Origin of the sequence: Sporosarcina sp. NPDC096371 (assembly GCF_044762865.1) — a bacterium.
Taxonomy (GTDB): domain Bacteria; phylum Bacillota; class Bacilli; order Bacillales_A; family Planococcaceae; genus Sporosarcina.
Window position 1 is genome coordinate 152,026 of sequence record NZ_JBIWFE010000002.1, and the last position, 18,011, is coordinate 170,036.

An 18,011-nucleotide genomic window follows, 5' to 3' on the forward strand; every position below is an offset into this window, starting at 1 on the left:
TCGAATCCTCCCTTTATAATGGGGAGGATTTTTTTTGTGGAGAAGTAGTGTACCAGCAGTAGCTCGCACGCAAAAGCGTGTCTTAGCCGCGCAAAGAGGAGTCGCCCGTGCGCAATCAGAAATATCGTTGCTCCCATCATAGAATATCTTTTTTTATTCATACTTAACACCGCTGTTATATACAATGTAGAACAGCGGTGTTATACTTTACATATACTAACAACAAAGAAAGGTTGTGAAGTTTATGTCTGAACTGGCAAATATCCCGTGGAATCTCATTATGCCGATAATCGTCCTTCAATTCATCTTGATGATTGTTGCGCTCGTGGACGTCATTCGTCATCAGCGGACGAACGGTCCATTTATCATGTGGATTTTTATCATTATTCTTGGTAACTTAATCGGGCCGATTTTGTACTTTATCTTTGGGAGGCGGCAAGTATGACTCTTTTGCTACAAGTAGACCATTTGATGAAAAAGTATGGGGATGATAAGGCGGTAGACACTGTCTCATTCGAAATCGCGGAACATACTTCTACTGCCTTAATTGGACCAAATGGGGCAGGGAAAACGACGACATTGTCAATGCTTGCGGGTCTTGTGTCACCGACAGATGGAAAGATTCAGTTTCAAGGGAATGCAGGGCAGGACATTCGCTCAATAATTGGATTTCTTCCGCAATATCCAAAGTTTTTCCCGTGGCTATCTGCGCTAGAATTCACAGAAATGGCAGCACGGCTAAGTGGTGTGGCAACGAGACAAGCGACAGTGGAAGCAAAGAAGACATTGGAGTTTGTAGGCCTTGGTGAAGCAATGACCAAGAAAACGGGGACTTTTTCAGGTGGCATGAAGCAAAGACTGGGACTCGCGCAGGCGATTGTTCATCAGCCGAAATTATTACTGCTAGACGAACCCGTTTCGGCGCTTGACCCAGTGGGGCGTCGCCAAGTGATGAACTTATTGAAGGAACTGCAACAGAAAACGACGATTTTGTATTCTACACATATTTTAAATGATGCAGAAGAAATGACGGACCAGTTGTTATTCTTACGACTAGGGAAGCTGGTTGAACATGGTTCACTTGATGAAGTGCGTTCTCGCTATGCAGAACCCCGAATTGTTATCGAATTTGAACGGTTGGAGGAATTGCAACGTTTTATGTCAATTGCGTCGTGGCAAGTGATTGTAAAAGGGGTGACGGTCTCGATTGACGTACGTACCGAGGGGGCTACGATGACCGAGGTCCTGTCTCTAGTAAGTTCAGGTACATTCCAAGTACGAAAAGTTGAACAGCAGACGGCAAGCCTAGAAGACATTTTTATGAAAGTGGCGGTGATCTGATGACTGGATTCGGTGTCCTGTTACGGAAAGAATGGCGTGAGCACACACGGAATTTCAAAATGCTTTGGATTCCACTGGTCTTTATTATTTTTGGCATTATGGAACCGATTACTAATCACTTCTTACCTCAAATCATGCAGAGTGTGGGCAATATGCCTGAAGGGATGGACTTCCTATGGCCAGAACTTCAAGGTGCAGACATTTTTGCTTCACTACTTGGACAATATCAGTTCGTCGGCATACTCATTATTGTGCTCGCATTCATGGGGACGATTTCGGGTGAACGGAAAAATGGAACTGCAACACTTCTCTACGTCCGTCCAATGTCATTTCGTGCTTACTTTTTGAGTAAATGGCTTGTCGCCAATGTGATTGTCCTTGGCAGCGCATGGCTAGGGTTCATGGCAGCGTGGTATTACATTGAAATCCTTTTCAACCATGTTGAGGCGGGGAAAGTTTTCTCCTTTATGGCAACGTATAGTTTGTGGCTTGTCTTTGTTGTTACGGTTGTCTTGGCGCTTAGTGCATGGCTTCCAACAGGTGGCGCAGCTGGTCTTGCCATTGGGATTACGCTTGTCTATCAGCTTGTCGATTCAATTATTGGCGCGTATTGGGCGGTATCACCATGGAAATTGGCGATGTATGCAACGTACTGGTTTCAAGTGGATGCCGATCTATCAGACTTGTGGATGAGTGTGGCTGTGAGTGTTGTATTAATCATTATACTTATCCTATTTGGTATTTTCATGTCGAAACGTAATGCTGCAAAAACGACCGTGTAGTCAAAACACCAAAAGGGTGAGGTGAATTCCTCTGTGGTAAAGTCCGTGAAAAGGACTTTGTCGAATGGAGGAATTCTGTTGCCTCAACGCAACTCCGATCGTTTTATAATCGCCTTGAAAAATCGATGGAGAAGATTAGCGGATAAAGGGACGGATGAAAGCATTTCCCGGGAAATGCCGACACTTCTCGACATCCATTATCATGAAAAGTAAACATAATTGAAGTTCCTTTAAGGGAATTAAAAATAGAAGAAGATGGGGTGCCAATCCTTGGATTTGAGGGCATTTGCCCGTGAACAGGACGCCTGTGTATGTCGGTTTTTGACATAACACAAGCGTCCTTTTTGATTGTTGTGAAGGGGAAAAACGGATTTTGGGGGCGGCGGTTAAAAAGATTCGGGAAAATGGGTATAGTGTGTAAGAAAATGATGTTTGGAATGGGGGATACAAGATGATTGAGAATTTTAGCGTTCGGCAAGAGTTGTTTGGGGACACACCAAATGAGACACTGCATTTTGGACTGACGCTGGATGGTAAGGAATATCAAGGCCATTATAAAAGTGGCGAAGTCAATTGGTTCCAAATGCAGCCTGATCAGGAAAAACATGAAATTTCACTTGAAGATTTGGATGATGAAGTCAAGCGTACGATTGAAGCGTGGAAATTTCAGTGAGTAGTGTGCGACCTTTAACAGGTGGTTTTTCTCCATTATGCTTGATGGGAGCTTTCCGTAAATGGGAAGCTCCTTTTTTATGTGAAAAAATAATGATTCGCTCATGTCCATCCTAGCTTGAAATCATCCTATTCAATGAATCATCAAAAAAATAGTGTTGTATTGTATGAAACCGTGAAAAGGCTGGCATGCTTGATTCTAGGATCACTTTATAGACGTTAGTCATACGGAGGAGGATGAAGATGGCAGATGATAAAAAAGGGTTGTCGAGGCGTGACTTCCTGAAGACGACTGGAATTGCAACAGGGGCCCTCGTAGGAGGGGGTCTCATTGGCGGACTTGTAGGTTATAACACTAAAAAGGAGGGTCCAGTTGGCGGAACGAAGGGTAATGGCGGTGGCGGAGCAGAGCATGAAGTTGTTCGCAATCGTGGATTGATGTTCTTTCAAAATATGGGAGAGTTCAATATATTGTCTCAAGCTGTTGAACGAATTTTTCCGGAAGATGATCTTGGGCCGGGCGCCATTGGACTGGGTGTCCCGTATTTCATCGACAACCAACTGGCTGGGAACTATGGAAGTAATGTAAAAGAATATATGCAAGGTCCGTTTTTTGCGGGTGAATCGACGCAAGGGTACCAAAGCAAACTGACACGTGCCGAAATGTTTAGACAAGGTGTCTTGAAAATGGATGAGGAGGCGAAAAGTCGGTTTGATAAACGATTCATTGAGCTTGAAAAGAATCAGATGGATGAAATCATTACAGCCTTCCAAAAAAATGAAGTGGATATGAAGGGCGTATCATCAGAGTATTTCTTCAAGCTTCTTCGTCAAGCGACATTAGAGGGGGCTTATGCGGACCCAATCTATAATGGCAATGTCAACATGGATGCTTGGCGCATGAAGGAATTTCCGGGCAATCAAATGTCCTATATCGCTGACATTGAAAGTGAGAAGTTTATGAAATACGAACCGAAATCGCTTAGCAATATGGAACACTAAAGGGGGAATAGTCAATGGCAACAACATTGGAAAAAGTAGATGTAGTCACTGTGGGCGTTGGATGGGGCGGTGGCATTATTGGGGCAGAATGTGCAAAAGCGGGCTTGAAAGTTCTTGGCCTAGAGCGAGGGAAATCAAGAGGTACACAAGACTTTTCATTAATACATGATGAGTTTCGTTATGCAATTCGTTACGACTTGATGCAGAACCTTGCGAAAGAGACGATTACGTTTAGAAATCATCGCAAGATGCGGGCGCTGCCGATGAGACAGATGGGATCGTTTCTTCTTGGGGAAGGACTCGGTGGCTCAGGCACACATTGGAATGGCCATACGTGGCGTTTTCTACCGTATGATTTTCAAATCAAAACATTAACAGATGAGAAATATGGCAAGAACAAACTCTCAAGTGACTATCTACTTCAGGATTGGGGTGTTACATATGACGAGCTGGAGCCCTATTTCGATAAATTTGAAAAGATGGCGGGCATATCCGGGGAGAATACAAATCCATTCTGGGGCAAGCGTACGTCTGATTTTCCAACGCCTCCGATGAAGCGGACACCCATCCTGAAAAAGTTTGAGACTGCCACAAGTAAACTCGGGTATACGCCGTTCATGTTACCCTCTGCCAATCTATCTGAGGCGTACACCAATCCTGACGGTGAGAAGCTTGCTCCCTGCCAATATTGTGGATTTTGTGAACGTTTCGGCTGTGAATATGGTGCAAAGACAACCGCTGAGGTTACGGTTATTCCAACCGCAATGAAAACGGGCAACTATGACGTTCGTTTTCATTCGAATGTTGTCGAAATATTGAAAACGGGTAATAAAGTGACTGGCGTAAGGTATATCGATACACAAACAGGTGAAGAATTCATTCAACCGGCTGAAGTTGTCGTGCTCACAAGTTATGTGATGAATAATGCAAAGCTTCTTATGGTATCAGGCATCGGACAAATGTACGACCCGGATACGGGAAAAGGTACGCTGGGTAAAAATTATGGGTATCAGATTCTTCCAGGGGCGACAGGCTTTTTTGATGAGCAGATGAATGTCTTCATGGGTGCTGGTTCACTAGGGATGACAATCGATGATTTTAATGGTGATAACTTCGATCATGGAGATCTGGACTTTATCCACGGGGCAAGTCTTTCCATTACGCAGGCGGGGATGAGGCCGATTGCCTTCAATCCGCTTCCTCCAGATACGCCTGTTTGGGGTGAGGAGTTTAAAAAGGCATCTATTTATAACTATACGCGGACATTGAGTATTGGTGGGCAGGGAGCTTCCATCCCTCATAAGGAAAATTTCCTGTCACTAGATCCGAATTACAAGGATGCGTATGGCGTTCCTTTGCTTCAGTTAACGTACAATTTCACGGAGCAGGATAAGAACTTGCATAAGTATTTGACTGCAAAATCTGAGGAGATTATGAAGGAAATGGGCGCGAAAACAGTCGTACCTGGTAGTCCTTTGACGAATTATGATATTGTTCCGTACCAGACAACGCATAATACAGGCGGGACGATCATGGGAACAAGTCCGGATGACAGTGTTGTCAACACTCAATTACAGCACTGGGATGCTGAAAATTTGTTCGTCATAGGTGCTGGGAATTTTGCACATAATGGCGGCTATAATCCAACAGGAACACTGGGCGCACTTGCGTACCGGGCTGCTGAAGGAATTGTGAAATACAGTAAACAGGGTGGGTCACTTGTATAAAGGATCAATTACAAGGTAGACGGTGTAATTATATTCGAATTTTGGATTTCTACTAAATTGAAATACATTTTAGCATTCATGCCGCCAACTTTAGAAGTGGTAGACATCTGCTAAATCAAATGGAAGGAGACGTTTATCATGAGTTTAGCGAGTATCGGTGTACCAGGTCTAATCATCATTCTTGTGATTGTTCTTATCCTATTCGGGCCAAGGAAGCTACCAGAGGTGGGCGCTGCAGTCGGCAAAACGCTTGCAGAATTTAAAAAGTCAGCACGGGATATTATCGAAGATGAGGAGTCAGCCCCTAAGGAATTGGAAAAAAAGAGTATCGATAAGTAGGTGATGGGATGGATCCTTATGGTGACCACAACCGAAAAGTTTTAAGTCCATTGGATAAAGTCGGTGCTGTGAAACAGGTAGATGAAGTGGTGGCTGAAGTCGTGGAAAGTGTTGCCGAGGTTTTAAGTGTGGAGCCTGAATTAGAGTTAGAGTTGGAAAATAACCCATCCCTTGTCGATCACCTGACAGACTTGAGGAAGCAACTTGTGAAGAGTGCTGCTGTATTTCTGGGATTTATCATACTCATCTTTTCGACCATTAATTATTGGTTCCCTTATGTCACTCGTGGGCATGAGCTCATCATTCTTGGTCCGTTAGAAGTTGTGAAATTTTATATGTCGATATCCACAGCACTAGCATTTGGGCTGACGCTACCTTTTTTGAGTCACTTTCTTTGGCAATTTGTGGAACCTGGATTGAACGAGCGGGAAAGTCGTTTCCTTAGTTTATATTCCCCTGTTATGTTTGTGTTATTTCTCATGGGTGTGGCATTCGGTTATTTCGTCGTCAATCCACTAAGTTACCAATTTCTCGTTGCGATGGGAGCTGTCAATTTCAATGTGATGGTATCGGCACAGGAATATATCGGATTTCTACTGATGACAACGATGCCGATTGGAATATTGTTTGAGTTGCCGATTGTTGCGCTGTTTTTGGCGACCATTGGGGTGCTCACTGCAGGATCTATGCGGAAAGTGCGGAAATGGTCTTATCTAGCCATTGCAGTTATTTCGGCTTTGATCACACCGCCTGACTTTGTTAGTCAACTTTTAGTTCTTATTCCGATGGCATTGTTGTACGAGGCGAGTATTTATATCGTGATGTATGCCGAGCGACGTAGTGCGGTTACAAATGAATCGACATAAAAAATCGGCGCCCTATATAAAGGTCGCCGATTTTTTACATAAGTCGAAGTACTGAATGTCTTTGCTGCTAAGCAATGCTTTTTATGACTCTTTCGCAAAGTATAAACAGCTATTCAAGCATTCAACCTACAGGGGAGGGTTAAGAGTTTTTCTGCATGCCATTCTTCGCGGCAAGTGATTCAAATTGTTTCATCAATTTGTCCCTGGCACCTTTATTTCTCATCAGGTATGCTGCGCCGAGTCCAAGTGCTGCCATGGCCATTTTGTTCATAAAAATTATCCTCTCCTTGTCGCTGTATTTTTGAATCATCTTACTATGTCCGTGTTGTGGGAAACTATACGAAAAAGGACTAAAAAGATTGTTCCATCTCGTTTCAGGTGAGACATTCGAAGGACTGGATTAGACTTAGAAAGAAACAGATATCGAAGTACTACTGTTTTATAAATGGATCGTGGGATTAATTTAACTCTAAAAGCATATACTAATTTCGCATGCGTATTCGAGAAAGCTTTTTGGAGCAATGTTAGGGAACAGTCTGAAGTGAACGGTTCCCAACACGCTAGTCAATCTGCGGATATAGTCGTATACAGCTTTGCCTTCGAAGATTGAATCGTAAAGATGAGAAGTGTAAAGGATATCAACAGCATCACGATAGTTCCGACAATGACTACGTACTGAATGGTTATAAGCTGTGCAGCTACTCCGATGATAATCGTTGCGATGATGACTAACATAGCTTCAACTAACCCATACATACTGCCGACTCTCCCCATCATATCGACGGGGATATTATTTTGGTAAAAAGTATGGAAGCCGGTATTCGCAAAGGCCAGAGAGAACGACAATATGAAAACGCCGATAGCTGCCATAAGAAAGACGTTGGAAAAAGCGAATACAATATAGCCGGCAGAAACGAATAGGGATCCTAAACCGATTAGCAACGAAGTCGATGATTTATGGGCAATCAGGGCATTGATAATCGAGCCAATGACAAACCCAGCGCCAGCTATGCTGACTAAAAAACCATATTTACTGTCTGATAAAGAGAGCACTTCTTTAGCGAACGCCGCTTCAAGTGAGTCGACGGCGGAAGTCATGACCATCACGCAGCCAAAGAGAAAGTAAATGAACATAATATAGGCATAGCGACGACTGAAATTCAACACAACCATCCAATCCTTCTTCACGACTTCAAAAGATAATTTTTCATTGACAGTATGAACCCGCAAATGTTTTTCAAGATTGGGCATTAGCATAGTGACCAATCCCGATACTAGTAAAGCGATGGCATTTATATAGATCGCAAAAATAGGTGTACCAATGATAAATAGCAATCCAGCAATGGCTGGACCAATGAGGAAACCTCCCGAATCGATTAAACTACGCAGTGCGTTAAATCGCTTTCTATCCTCAGTTGGAATGAGCTTTGTGATATAGGTCATCGATGTCGGTTCAAACATGGAACTCGCGATATTAATCAAAAAAACGACTGCATAGATAGACCAAAGAGAAGACAGAAAAGGCAATGTGGCAATAAATAACGCGCGAAATAGATCGAGGTTGACCATGAGATTACGCTTATTTAACCGATCAATCATGCTACCTGACCAAAAATTTGTACATAACGTGGCTAGCGGTTTCAGAATATAAAGGGCAGCTACTGCGAGCGGAGAGCCTGTCATATCCAGGATGATTAAGTTAAGCGCGATTAAATAAATCCAGGCGCCTACATTGGACATACCAATTCCGAACAATAAGAGTGATGGATACTTCCAAGATTCTACTACGTTTTTAAACTTCATCTAATGACCCCCTCTATTTTTGGACAACAAAAAAATCCCACCCCCAAGACATTTAAGTCTTAGGGACGAGATTGTATCCGTCGTGGTGCCACCCCAGTTTATTACGATGTTGCCATCGTAACCTTATCAGGTACGGCATATAAATATGCGTATACCTTAGCTCGATAACGGGAGCTCCCGTCACTCTATCCCCATTTCTGGTTCCAAAGTGATGCTCAGAGATTTGTTTCAATAACTCATTCCTACTCCTTTTCAGCAACCGGAGCTCTCTGCAAAGAATGAACGTTATTTACTCTTCTCTTCAACGCATTTGATTTTTAAAGATAATAGCATTTGTTGAGGGAGTTGTAAATAGGTGAATTTTTATTTTTTTGAAATAATGAAACATTTTTAGTTTGAGTAAATACATAGGTCGAGCTAAAGAATCCTACTAATAACTGGTCTAGGGGTGTTTGTACATTACGATCATTATGCAAGCCCTGCCCATTGGCATGCGCCTCCATACAATAAATGGAACAATCATTTTGTATGGAGGCGATCTTATCACTCTTTGGATCGATATTTCTACACGGAAACACCGATTAAAACTTTATGATGGTCATCGTCTAATCAAAATATATCCGATTGCTGTGGGGAGAATGGTTACATCAACACCGTCGGGGGCCTATCAAGTTATCGATAAACAAAGTAATCCCGGAGGACCTTTCGGGGCATTTTGGATGGGGTTATCAAAGCCTGATTATGGGATACACGGAACAAATAATCCCGCGTCAATTGGAAAAAGCGTGTCGCATGGATGTATCCGAATGCATAACAAAGATGTTTTAGAATTAGCCTCTATGGTTTCGATTGGAACAACTGTCCGTATCCGCAAATAAGTGACAGATTGTTGTCGCCGGTAATTTTTTATATGGTGCTTTTTATGAAGTCGTTTTGTTAGCTGCTTTTTCAGTAGCTCCTTATAAGCTACTATATATGTTGAATTTATGATTTTAACGTAATCTCCAGCGAAGGCGCCTACTGGGGTAGCCGAAGCGATAAGACTAACAGTGGTTTTCTGTTTGGCTTATCGCGGGAGGCATCCGGGGAAGGATGCAGTTCAATCCACCCTTAAGCGCCGAGCGCTGTTGGTAAGATTTTTTATTGCAACATACATAGCCCTTTTATATTTTTAAAATCCGTGCGGCTTTTTCGTATTGTTCCATCTCCATGTAATAGTTATATAAGCGTTCGGAGTAGCCTTTTTTCAAACTGGCATGTTCGCTTGATTGAAAATAGGGTAAGGCGGTACTTTCCAGGAACTCATAGTATTGTTCATGCTGGCCGTCTATACTGTATGCAAGAATTTGGAGTAATATTTTATGTAACGAGTTGTCGAATTTTGTTGCGATTTCCATACCTTCCTGCACCTTTGTCATCATGACTGTTCTACTCAGCAATTCTCCTTCGCTAGCATTTAACAAATAACTGTATAAGCGAAGAGGGTATGATGTAGCTTGTTTGTTTGTCATGCTAAGCAGTTCATTGAAATACTTGTTTGCGTTTGCATAATCTTTTCTGCCGTAGTATTGGTAAGCTACGTTATTCAGAAGCGCTTTTTTTATGTCCGGTATATTAAATGTTTCGCTGTCACGGATTAGATCATTATATAAGTCTATCAATTCCTGGAAATCTGTATTGGGACTACTTCCAATTTGTAAAAGCATTATTGCTTTTGATTTAACCGCTGCTATATAATTATTGGTTTCTTTGAAGTGCTTCAGCGCTTTTTCTGCATGTATATAAGCAGCTGTTTTTGAGCCTATCCAATGATAAGCCCCAGCTAAATCATGAAAATATTCAGGATTGCCATATACGGCCGGATTGATTTCTTTTAATGCTGTTAATGCCTTGTGGTATTTTTCGGTACTTTCATAGTTGTAGTTGTCTAAGTAATACAAACCCCAAATATGCCGCAGTAAACTTTTTTCAAAAGGGGTTAAATCCCCATATCCTTTTTCTAAATTCCTCAAAATAACGTGAGCCTTATTCAATTCCTTTACCTCTAAATAATATCTCGCTAGCAATGATTGGTATATCGTGGAATATCTAGAGGAGGATATAAAGGGTATTTCTTCAACTTCTTTCTTAATCTCTTCCATATCCTTTGTTCTGCACATAATCATTGAATTATGCCATCGGTCCAATAGCTTTCGCATGCCTTCCCAGCACTCGATCTCTTTTTCGATATCTATTTTCAAACGTTTGGCTAGCAACTCGATGATTTCAGCTGAATACGACGTTTGCTCGCGCTCAATTTTGCTTATGTATGAAACTGTACAAATCCCATTTCCTAATTGCTCTTGTGTAAGTCCTGTTTGCTGACGGTAAAACTTGATAATTTCTCCCACGGACATGTTATCACTCCCTGTGTAATAGCCATTAATTATATTCTAACATGTCTGATATTTTGGGTGTGTGTAGCGCGAGTTTGAATTTATTACTAGATGACCAACTTGTCCTAGATAAAAGAGGTACAACTTTGCTCGTTGTATTATTTTGCGGATATTAGAAAGTGTAGGTTGAGACAATTTAGTTGCAAAATGGATCCTTTATAAGGTGAAATAGTGTCAAAATTTGTCGAATATGCATGTTTATGAGGGAAATAGGAAAATAGATATATAATAATTGTCTCAATTGTTTTTGTTTTCAATGTAATTCATACTGATAACAGTTAGCAAGTCATTTAGGGCGAATTATTTCTTTGAAACTTTCAATTAAAATATGAAAAGAGGGTAACTATGAAAATTGACAAACGAAGATGGGTTGGAAAGTCTGGAAAAGGTTTAGCTGCGTTAGCCATGTCGGCTGCGTTAGTACTCCCTTCTATGAATTATGATTTGGCGAGTGCATCCGCTACAAAACTGAGCAATACGGAAAGAATTCTTGCATCTTTAACGGACGCACAAAGGGAAGCGTTACCAAAAGCAGATGCACAACAAAGTTATGGACTTCAAGGGTTCGAGGGAAATGAGCTAAGTGGGGACCAAGAGATTTCTGTCATCGTTCAGTTTAAATCGAAACCAGGGGAAGTAGCGGTCTTAGATGCTGCAGTGGATGGAAGATCTTTGACTAAAAAAGAAGCACAAAGCAAAGTCGAGCAAGAACATAACGCGTTCAAAAACGATCTTCAGCAGATATTTCCAGAAACTGGTTTGGAACAGTCGCTTTTTTCTGCTGAAGAGGGGTTAAAAGTCGTAGAAACGTCTTATCAAATCAAGCATTCTTTCAAAACTGCTTTTAATGGGGTTGCGATGACTTTACCATCCTCTCAAGTAGAAGCGCTGCTCGAATCAGAAGTCGTTCAATCGATTTACAAAGATATTATATTTACGAATGATCCACTACCTCTTGAAGACGCTAACGAAGATGCAGGTAAATCGGTCGGTACATTAGGAGACTCTTTATCATTCTTAGGCGTGGACAAGCTCCACGAAGAAGGGCTAACAGGTAAGGGCATAAAAGTGGCCGTCTTAGACACGGGAATTGACTACAATCATCCCGATCTTAAAGATGCCTACAAAGGTGGTTATGACTACGTGGGTAAAGATAGTGATCCCATGGAAGCCACCTATGAAGAATGGAAGAAGTCTGGATTACCTGAATTTGCCGCAAATGGATCTGCCTATTACACCGATCACGGCACGCATGTATCCGGTACCATTGCTGCACAAGATAACGATGAGAATTCCGTTAAAGGGATAGCTCCAGATGCTCAATTGTATGTATACAGAGTGCTGGGCCCGTATGGCACTGGAAACTCTTCTGATATTATTGCCGCAATCGACCAATCGGTCATCGAAGGAATGGATGTTATTAATCTTTCGTTGGGTGCCAATATCAATGATCCCTATTTTCCAACGAGTACAGCGATTAACTATGCCGTTTTAAGCGGGGTGACTGCAGTCGTAGCGGCAGGAAATGCTGGCTCGGGATTATATTCCGTGGGATCCCCTGGATCTGCTGCTTTAGCACTGACTGTAGGGGCAAGTGATATACCGATGCCACTGACGACTATGACAGGAAACGTACCATCTGGATCATCGATTGATCTACAATCGTTGGCAAGTGGTTTTTCTGATGACTTTGCTACTCTCAAAGGGGAAAGTTTTGAAATGGTAGATGTTGGTTTAGGTGGGGAAGCTGACTACGCTGGTAAAGATCTATCAGGTAAGATAGCATTGGTTGAACGTGGGACACATGCACTGGCAGACAAAGTTAAGTTTGCGAAAATACATGGGGCAAGTGCTGTTCTTCTTTATAACAATGTGGAAGGTCATATTGGGTTAAATCTTGGAGAGGCAACTGCTTATATCCCTACTCTCTCTGTCACGCAAAGAGATGGGCAAACATTGAAAGCTCAAGTGGAAGCAGGAAACAACAAATTTACCTTTACGAACGTAACTGTCACCGAAACAGAGGGGGATAAGCTTGCCGATTTTAGCTCCCGTGGTCCTGCACTAAAAACGTACGATGTAAAACCAGAGGTAGTTGCTCCAGGCGTGAGTATTTTATCTACGGAACCTGCTTTTCTCGTGAATCCATCAACACCTACTGATTACACGGGTGCCTATGCGAGAAAAAATGGGACATCTATGGCAACGCCACATGTGGCTGGTATAGCGGCTCTAATGTTACAAAACAATCCAGACCTACAACCAGGAGATATTAAAACGCTCTTAATGAATACAGCTGAACTTCTAATAAATGGAGAAAACAGTGCATTTGAGCAAGGTGCAGGACGTGTTGATCCTTATGAAGCCGTTCATCCCAAAATGAAAGTTCAAGTTCAAGATGAAACACTTCTACCTAGTGGCGGAGAAATGTTCACTATAGAAGAGTTGACCGGTGGAATTAGCTTTGGGGGGCTTTTAACAGGCGAAAACCAATCAATCAGTAAAACGATTAATTTGGAAAACTTTGAAAATGTGGATAAAAATTTAATCGCATCCGCTCATTTTCAAACGATAAAAGGCTTCATGGATCCAAGGGCTAATGGCGTAAAAGTATCCATTGATCCAGTGATTCAAATGAAGAAGAATGGAACGAAAAGTGTAAACGTAAAACTCACAATACCCAATACAGCAAAAGAAGGTATTTACACAGGTTATATCATGTTGGTGAACCCAAGAGATAAAAATGAAAAATATGGTGTGCCATTTAACGTTCGTATATCGGATGAAGATTATGAATTTATGGTAGCTAGTCATGCGAAAACGGGAATGGATTATAGAATTTCTCAAACTGAACCGATGGGAATGGCTTCAGGTAGTGTATTTGGCATGCTAAGATTTATGGTGAAATCGCCAATGAAGAACCTAGATATTGTGCTGCAGGATGGAAAAACGGGTCAAGATCTTGGCTATATTACATCAATGGATATAGCTAAATTCGGACCGTATACGGATGTCATCGCACCAATGGCTATTCTAGGAAGCTATTATCCATTTACCGATGATCCTAATCAGCCGATTTCTGCAAATGCTGTAACCAAAAAACCAGGTTATTATAAGTTGAAATTGATTACGACTACTGGGTCAGGCAAAACACTTGTAAACTTATTAGATCATTATGTAGATATCGAAAAACCCGAAGTGACTACGTCATTAGACCAGGAATCGCCATTTATCGAATACGGACCTGGACAAAAAACATATCCATTTTCGATGCAAGTGACGGATCCACAAGTGAAAGAAATGCAAGACGCCGGGATGAAAGTAGATCTATCCAATCTCGGCCTGCAATATACGTTTGGACCTCCGAATACTGCAAGTCTCAGCAACATTACCTATACGGATAAGGAGGGTAAGTTCTCTGAAGACATTGTCATGTATCCGGATGAACCCGTTATGAGCTTTATGGTGCAAGGAAGGGATATAGCAGTAAACAGTACCGTTCCAAAACACTATTACTTTATCAAAGAGGGCACGCCAAATGCTTATATCACTAGCCCAATTGAAGAAGTGGCGATGGGTGATACAATAACGGCAACTCTTACATTAGATAATATTTCATCCTTATCAACGGCTAGTTGGACTTTCGATAAGCTAGATTCAAATCTTGAAATTGTCGATGCTCAGCCAAATGCAGAGCTAGGGCAATTTGGGGAAGCGAAAGTAACGCTTAGCGACTCAGGTACTCCAACTGTACAATTGGATCTACCATCAACCGCCGCAATTCAAGATAAAGTGGCCGCAGTCGATGTGACTTTAAAAGTGAAAGAGTCTCGCTTCAGTACAAATGTCAAACTAGATCCTACAGTGGAGATTTCCAACGAAGAAGGAACTGCTAAGTTGCTGAAGGCAGGATATACATGGGGGTTATTGGCAAGTTATTCTGAACTGGAAGGTCCGCTGAATGTCGAAGGATTTATGATTCCAGGAACTACTAAATATAAGAATGTGGATTGGTCAAATTCGGGCGCATCCCTCACACTAACGCATGCGGATGGTACAGTACATGATATCACGCCAAGTTTAGTGAAGGATGTTAACAGATTTTCCATTTCAAAATTACCGCTGACTGGTGATCTATGGTCATGGGAATTGAATGTACCGGGTCATTTTACGACTAAAACACCGATAATGACTGGCTTTGATTATAAAGGAAAAATTTATGGTCAACAAAAGATCCTTGCATCTAGCTACTTTATTAAAAAACCAGTTGCTGGAGATGTCAATCAAGACCAAGTGATTGATATCCATGATGCACTAGCCATTCAAAGTGCATGGGGAACGACTAATCGTGCAGCAGATATTAACTGGGATGGAATCGTAGATGCAGAAGATATGAAGTTTGTGCAAACGAACTATCTCAAACAGAATCCATATGTAGAAAATGTAGGAACACCAGTGGAGCAAGTGGATGGAAAAACGCTTGAGGATATTTTGAAAAAATTGGGTATCACTTCTTAAAATAAATAGTGATAGTTGCTGGAAAAGCATATGATTCGCGATAATTAAAAACACGCCTACAACAATTGATGTTGTAGGCGTGTTTTAGTATTGCTTTTATAACCTGTTATTCACTGGATCCGCAAATCCTTTATTCACAACAGCCTTTTGTGTTACAGGTTCGTTTGCCGCCTTTGGAATCAAGAACATAATCGCGACCAATGCGAGCAATGCAAAAATCACGTTTGCGATAATGCCGGCAGATGCTGCTTTTTCAATATTACCTGATAGCGTCATCGTACCGTAAACCGCCGCGGAAATGGCAACCCCGAAGGAGCCTCCAAGTGAGCTCGCCATTTTATAAATACCTGATGCAGAACCAACTTTATCTTCCGGCGCACTGGATACCGCTGTGTCGGTAGATGGCGTGGCATACATACCGAGCCCCGTACCAAATAGGATGAACCCAATGAAGACGACGATGATATAAGCCGTATCTGGTAAAAACGTCAGTGCCATTGTCCCAATTCCGATTGCCGTCAAGATGGAACCGATAATCATCGGGAGCTTTGCGCCAGATTTCTGTAGCATTTTCTCACCGACACGGATCATGACGAGGACTGAAACTAAATAGCCGATTGAGAGCATGCCCGATTGAAACGCCGTGAATCCTCTTCCGACTTGCACATAGGTATTCGCGACAACTAGCGTACCACCAACTGCATTTAGTAAAAAGTTAGAGATTGTCGCACCTGTATAAGGTTTATTTTTAAATAAATTAAAGTCAATTAGCGCATGTAATTTACCAGTTTCAATTTTGATGAAGAACAGCATGCCAAGTACCGTTGCGGCAATTAAACCTACTGTCAGTGGACTTGTCCAACCGAAATCGGCACCGCGTGTGATAACAACGTTTAGGCCGATCATTGTGAACACAAAGACGACTAAGCCGCTGAAATCGAAACGGGAAGGACCTTTCTGTTTGACTTTACTTTCTGGTGTATCTTTCAGTAAATACATGGCGAGTAGAGCGAACACAATGGAGAAAACGAAAATCCATTTCCAGCCCATATAGGTTGCAATGGCTCCGCCTGCGAAAGAACAAACACCCGAACCGCCCCAAGAACCGATGGACCAATAGCTAAGTGCGCGTTGTCTATCCGCGCCATCAAAGTACGTTCGCATTAAAGCAATCGTTGCTGGCATAATACAAGCAGCAGAGAAACCTTGTATAATACGTCCGATAATTAAAAGAGTGGCGCCATTCGCAACGACAAGGCAAAGAGAACCGATGATACTCAATACGAGACCGATATAGGTCATCTTCTTACGTCCGATTTTATCGGCAAATCCGCCCGCCGCAACAACAAAAATCCCTGAGAATAATGCGGTCAAACTAATGGCGATGTTGAGCACGCCCAATGAAACACCCAAGTCTTCTTGCACGGCTGGAACAACATTCACCATGGATTGCGCGAAAAGCCAAAACGTGATGACACCGAATACAATCCCTGTAATCATCTTATTCGTACCTTTATAGCTAGTGGACACGATTTTCCCTCCAAAATTTAAAGCAGTTTTATGTGATTTCATCCTCTTCAATCGTTTGTATTTTCCTACTTTAGCATAATGAAGAGGAGGGGTGAAGGAGAAAAATATCATATTTCTATTGAAAATTTATTCATAATAATATGATTAAATAAACTTCTTGATAGAATAATAACACTTAAAATCCGAACGATGTTAATTTGTGCTTTAGGTAAGCGTTTTTCATAGGTTTACTTTCGAGTCAAGTAATTGTAGATGTATTCTCTGTTTTGCAATCTAATTAATGAAAATAGAATATTTTATTCACGAATAATAAATCAATAAATTTTGATATTGTTCGTGTTTTTATTTTGGGTGGGTAATTATGAAATTGATGCAATTTAATTATACAGTTTAAATTATTATATTTATTGATGCGTTGGTGTGAGGAACCTTATTCAATACAAATGAAATAAAAGGGTTTGGTAGTAGTTATCTTGAATATTTACAATTGGTGAAAATATTGAATGGGGTTGCTTATATTGAGTTATGTAGGGGAGTTAAGGAAGTTTGTCGGCAATAGGCCGCTTATACTACCAGGAGCTGTTGTTATCATTTTAAACGCGCAAAATGAGGTGTTACTGCAACACCGAACGGACGGTGGATGGGGATTGCCCGGTGGTCTGATGGAACTGGGTGAAAGTATGGAGGAAACGGCGAGGCGTGAAGTGAAAGAAGAAACGGGACTAATGATCGGTGAATTGGAATTGATGGGTATTTTCTCGGGGGAGGACTACTATTTAAAAGTAGCAAATGGTGACGAACTGTATTCCGTAACGGCTGTTTATGTGACGAGGGATATACGGGGAGATATTGAAATAGATTCAACAGAATCGATTGATGTTCAATATTTTCAGCCCGACGCGTTGCCTGTCGGATTGTTGCCGTCATACCGGAAGTATATGGAGCCGTATTTGTCTAGGTTGAGGGTTCGAGTATGAAGCTGGCCATCAAAGTTAT

General features: G+C 41.7%; 16 protein-coding genes and 1 other annotated feature. Of the genes, 12 read left to right on the forward strand and 4 right to left on the reverse strand.

All coding sequences use genetic code 11. From position 1 onward, the window contains the following. The first annotated feature begins 244 nt into the window (after positions 1 to 244). The 9 genes from ACIQ0H_RS06680 (at position 245) to tatC (ending at position 6,729) form a co-directional block, all read left to right on the forward strand. Positions 245 to 445, forward strand: coding sequence for a PLDc N-terminal domain-containing protein (locus ACIQ0H_RS06680; protein ID WP_403412677.1), 201 nt, complete (start codon positions 245 to 247; stop codon positions 443 to 445). Continuing rightward, a complete protein-coding gene (locus ACIQ0H_RS06685; RefSeq protein WP_403412679.1) occupies positions 442 to 1,341 on the forward strand; it encodes an ABC transporter ATP-binding protein in 900 nt (299 codons plus the stop codon). Before ACIQ0H_RS06680 ends, ACIQ0H_RS06685 begins: the two co-directional genes overlap by 4 nt. Next, positions 1,341 to 2,123, forward strand: coding sequence for an ABC transporter permease (locus ACIQ0H_RS06690; RefSeq protein WP_403412681.1), 783 nt, complete (start codon positions 1,341 to 1,343; stop codon positions 2,121 to 2,123). Before ACIQ0H_RS06685 ends, ACIQ0H_RS06690 begins: the two co-directional genes overlap by 1 nt. Before the next feature lie 78 nt (positions 2,124 to 2,201). Continuing rightward, the gene (locus ACIQ0H_RS06695) at positions 2,202 to 2,336 is read left to right on the forward strand and encodes a hypothetical protein (protein ID WP_403412683.1); all 135 of its coding nucleotides are present in this window, start codon (positions 2,202 to 2,204) and stop codon (positions 2,334 to 2,336) included. 238 nt (positions 2,337 to 2,574) lie between these two features. Further along, entirely contained in the window at positions 2,575 to 2,796 is a 222-nt protein-coding gene (locus ACIQ0H_RS06700) for a hypothetical protein (RefSeq protein ID WP_403412684.1), read from the forward strand. A gap of 242 nt (positions 2,797 to 3,038) precedes the next feature. Further along, complete coding sequence (locus ACIQ0H_RS06705) at positions 3,039 to 3,797, forward strand: gluconate 2-dehydrogenase subunit 3 family protein (RefSeq protein WP_403412686.1); 759 nt, start codon at positions 3,039 to 3,041, stop codon at positions 3,795 to 3,797. A gap of 14 nt (positions 3,798 to 3,811) precedes the next feature. Then, on the forward strand, positions 3,812 to 5,524 hold the full coding sequence (locus ACIQ0H_RS06710) for a GMC family oxidoreductase (RefSeq protein ID WP_403412688.1): 1,713 nt from the start codon (positions 3,812 to 3,814) through the stop codon (positions 5,522 to 5,524). A 138-nt stretch (positions 5,525 to 5,662) separates the two neighbouring features. Further along, positions 5,663 to 5,863: a twin-arginine translocase TatA/TatE family subunit gene (gene tatA, locus ACIQ0H_RS06715; RefSeq protein WP_403412689.1), complete on the forward strand. Its 201-nt coding sequence runs from the start codon at positions 5,663 to 5,665 to the stop codon at positions 5,861 to 5,863. Between the two features lie 8 nt (positions 5,864 to 5,871). Beyond that, positions 5,872 to 6,729, forward strand: coding sequence for a twin-arginine translocase subunit TatC (gene tatC / locus ACIQ0H_RS06720; protein WP_403412691.1), 858 nt, complete (start codon positions 5,872 to 5,874; stop codon positions 6,727 to 6,729). A gap of 139 nt (positions 6,730 to 6,868) precedes the next feature. Here the strand turns inward: tatC and ACIQ0H_RS06725 are convergent, their stop codons facing one another. Further along, positions 6,869 to 7,000 carry a hypothetical protein gene (locus ACIQ0H_RS06725; RefSeq protein ID WP_403412693.1) on the reverse strand — a complete coding sequence of 44 codons (132 nt, stop codon included), beginning with the start codon at positions 6,998 to 7,000 and terminating at the stop codon, positions 6,869 to 6,871. Between the two features lie 293 nt (positions 7,001 to 7,293). Further along, complete coding sequence (locus ACIQ0H_RS06730; protein WP_403412695.1) at positions 7,294 to 8,532, reverse strand: MFS transporter; 1,239 nt, start codon at positions 8,530 to 8,532, stop codon at positions 7,294 to 7,296. Positions 8,533 to 8,590: 58 nt separating this feature from the next. Further along, positions 8,591 to 8,846, reverse strand: a binding site (T-box leader). 228 nt (positions 8,847 to 9,074) lie between these two features. Here ACIQ0H_RS06730 and ACIQ0H_RS06735 point away from each other — a divergent pair. Beyond that, positions 9,075 to 9,410: a L,D-transpeptidase gene (locus ACIQ0H_RS06735; RefSeq protein WP_403413427.1), complete on the forward strand. Its 336-nt coding sequence runs from the start codon at positions 9,075 to 9,077 to the stop codon at positions 9,408 to 9,410. A gap of 285 nt (positions 9,411 to 9,695) precedes the next feature. On the opposite strand, the gene ACIQ0H_RS06740 is transcribed toward ACIQ0H_RS06735, so the two are convergent. After that, the gene (locus ACIQ0H_RS06740) at positions 9,696 to 10,922 is read right to left on the reverse strand and encodes a helix-turn-helix domain-containing protein (RefSeq protein ID WP_403412697.1); all 1,227 of its coding nucleotides are present in this window, start codon (positions 10,920 to 10,922) and stop codon (positions 9,696 to 9,698) included. Between the two features lie 390 nt (positions 10,923 to 11,312). On the opposite strand from ACIQ0H_RS06740, the gene ACIQ0H_RS06745 reads away from it, so the two are divergent. Continuing rightward, positions 11,313 to 15,485, forward strand: a complete 4,173-nt coding sequence (locus tag ACIQ0H_RS06745) for a S8 family serine peptidase (protein ID WP_403412698.1) — start codon at positions 11,313 to 11,315, stop codon at positions 15,483 to 15,485. A 96-nt stretch (positions 15,486 to 15,581) separates the two neighbouring features. Here the strand turns inward: ACIQ0H_RS06745 and ACIQ0H_RS06750 are convergent, their stop codons facing one another. Further along, positions 15,582 to 17,018, reverse strand: coding sequence for an MFS transporter (locus tag ACIQ0H_RS06750; protein WP_403413429.1), 1,437 nt, complete (start codon positions 17,016 to 17,018; stop codon positions 15,582 to 15,584). 515 nt (positions 17,019 to 17,533) lie between these two features. Here ACIQ0H_RS06750 and ACIQ0H_RS06755 point away from each other — a divergent pair. Next, on the forward strand, positions 17,534 to 17,992 hold the full coding sequence (locus ACIQ0H_RS06755; protein WP_403412700.1) for an NUDIX hydrolase: 459 nt from the start codon (positions 17,534 to 17,536) through the stop codon (positions 17,990 to 17,992). Positions 17,993 to 18,011: the final 19 nt, after the last annotated feature.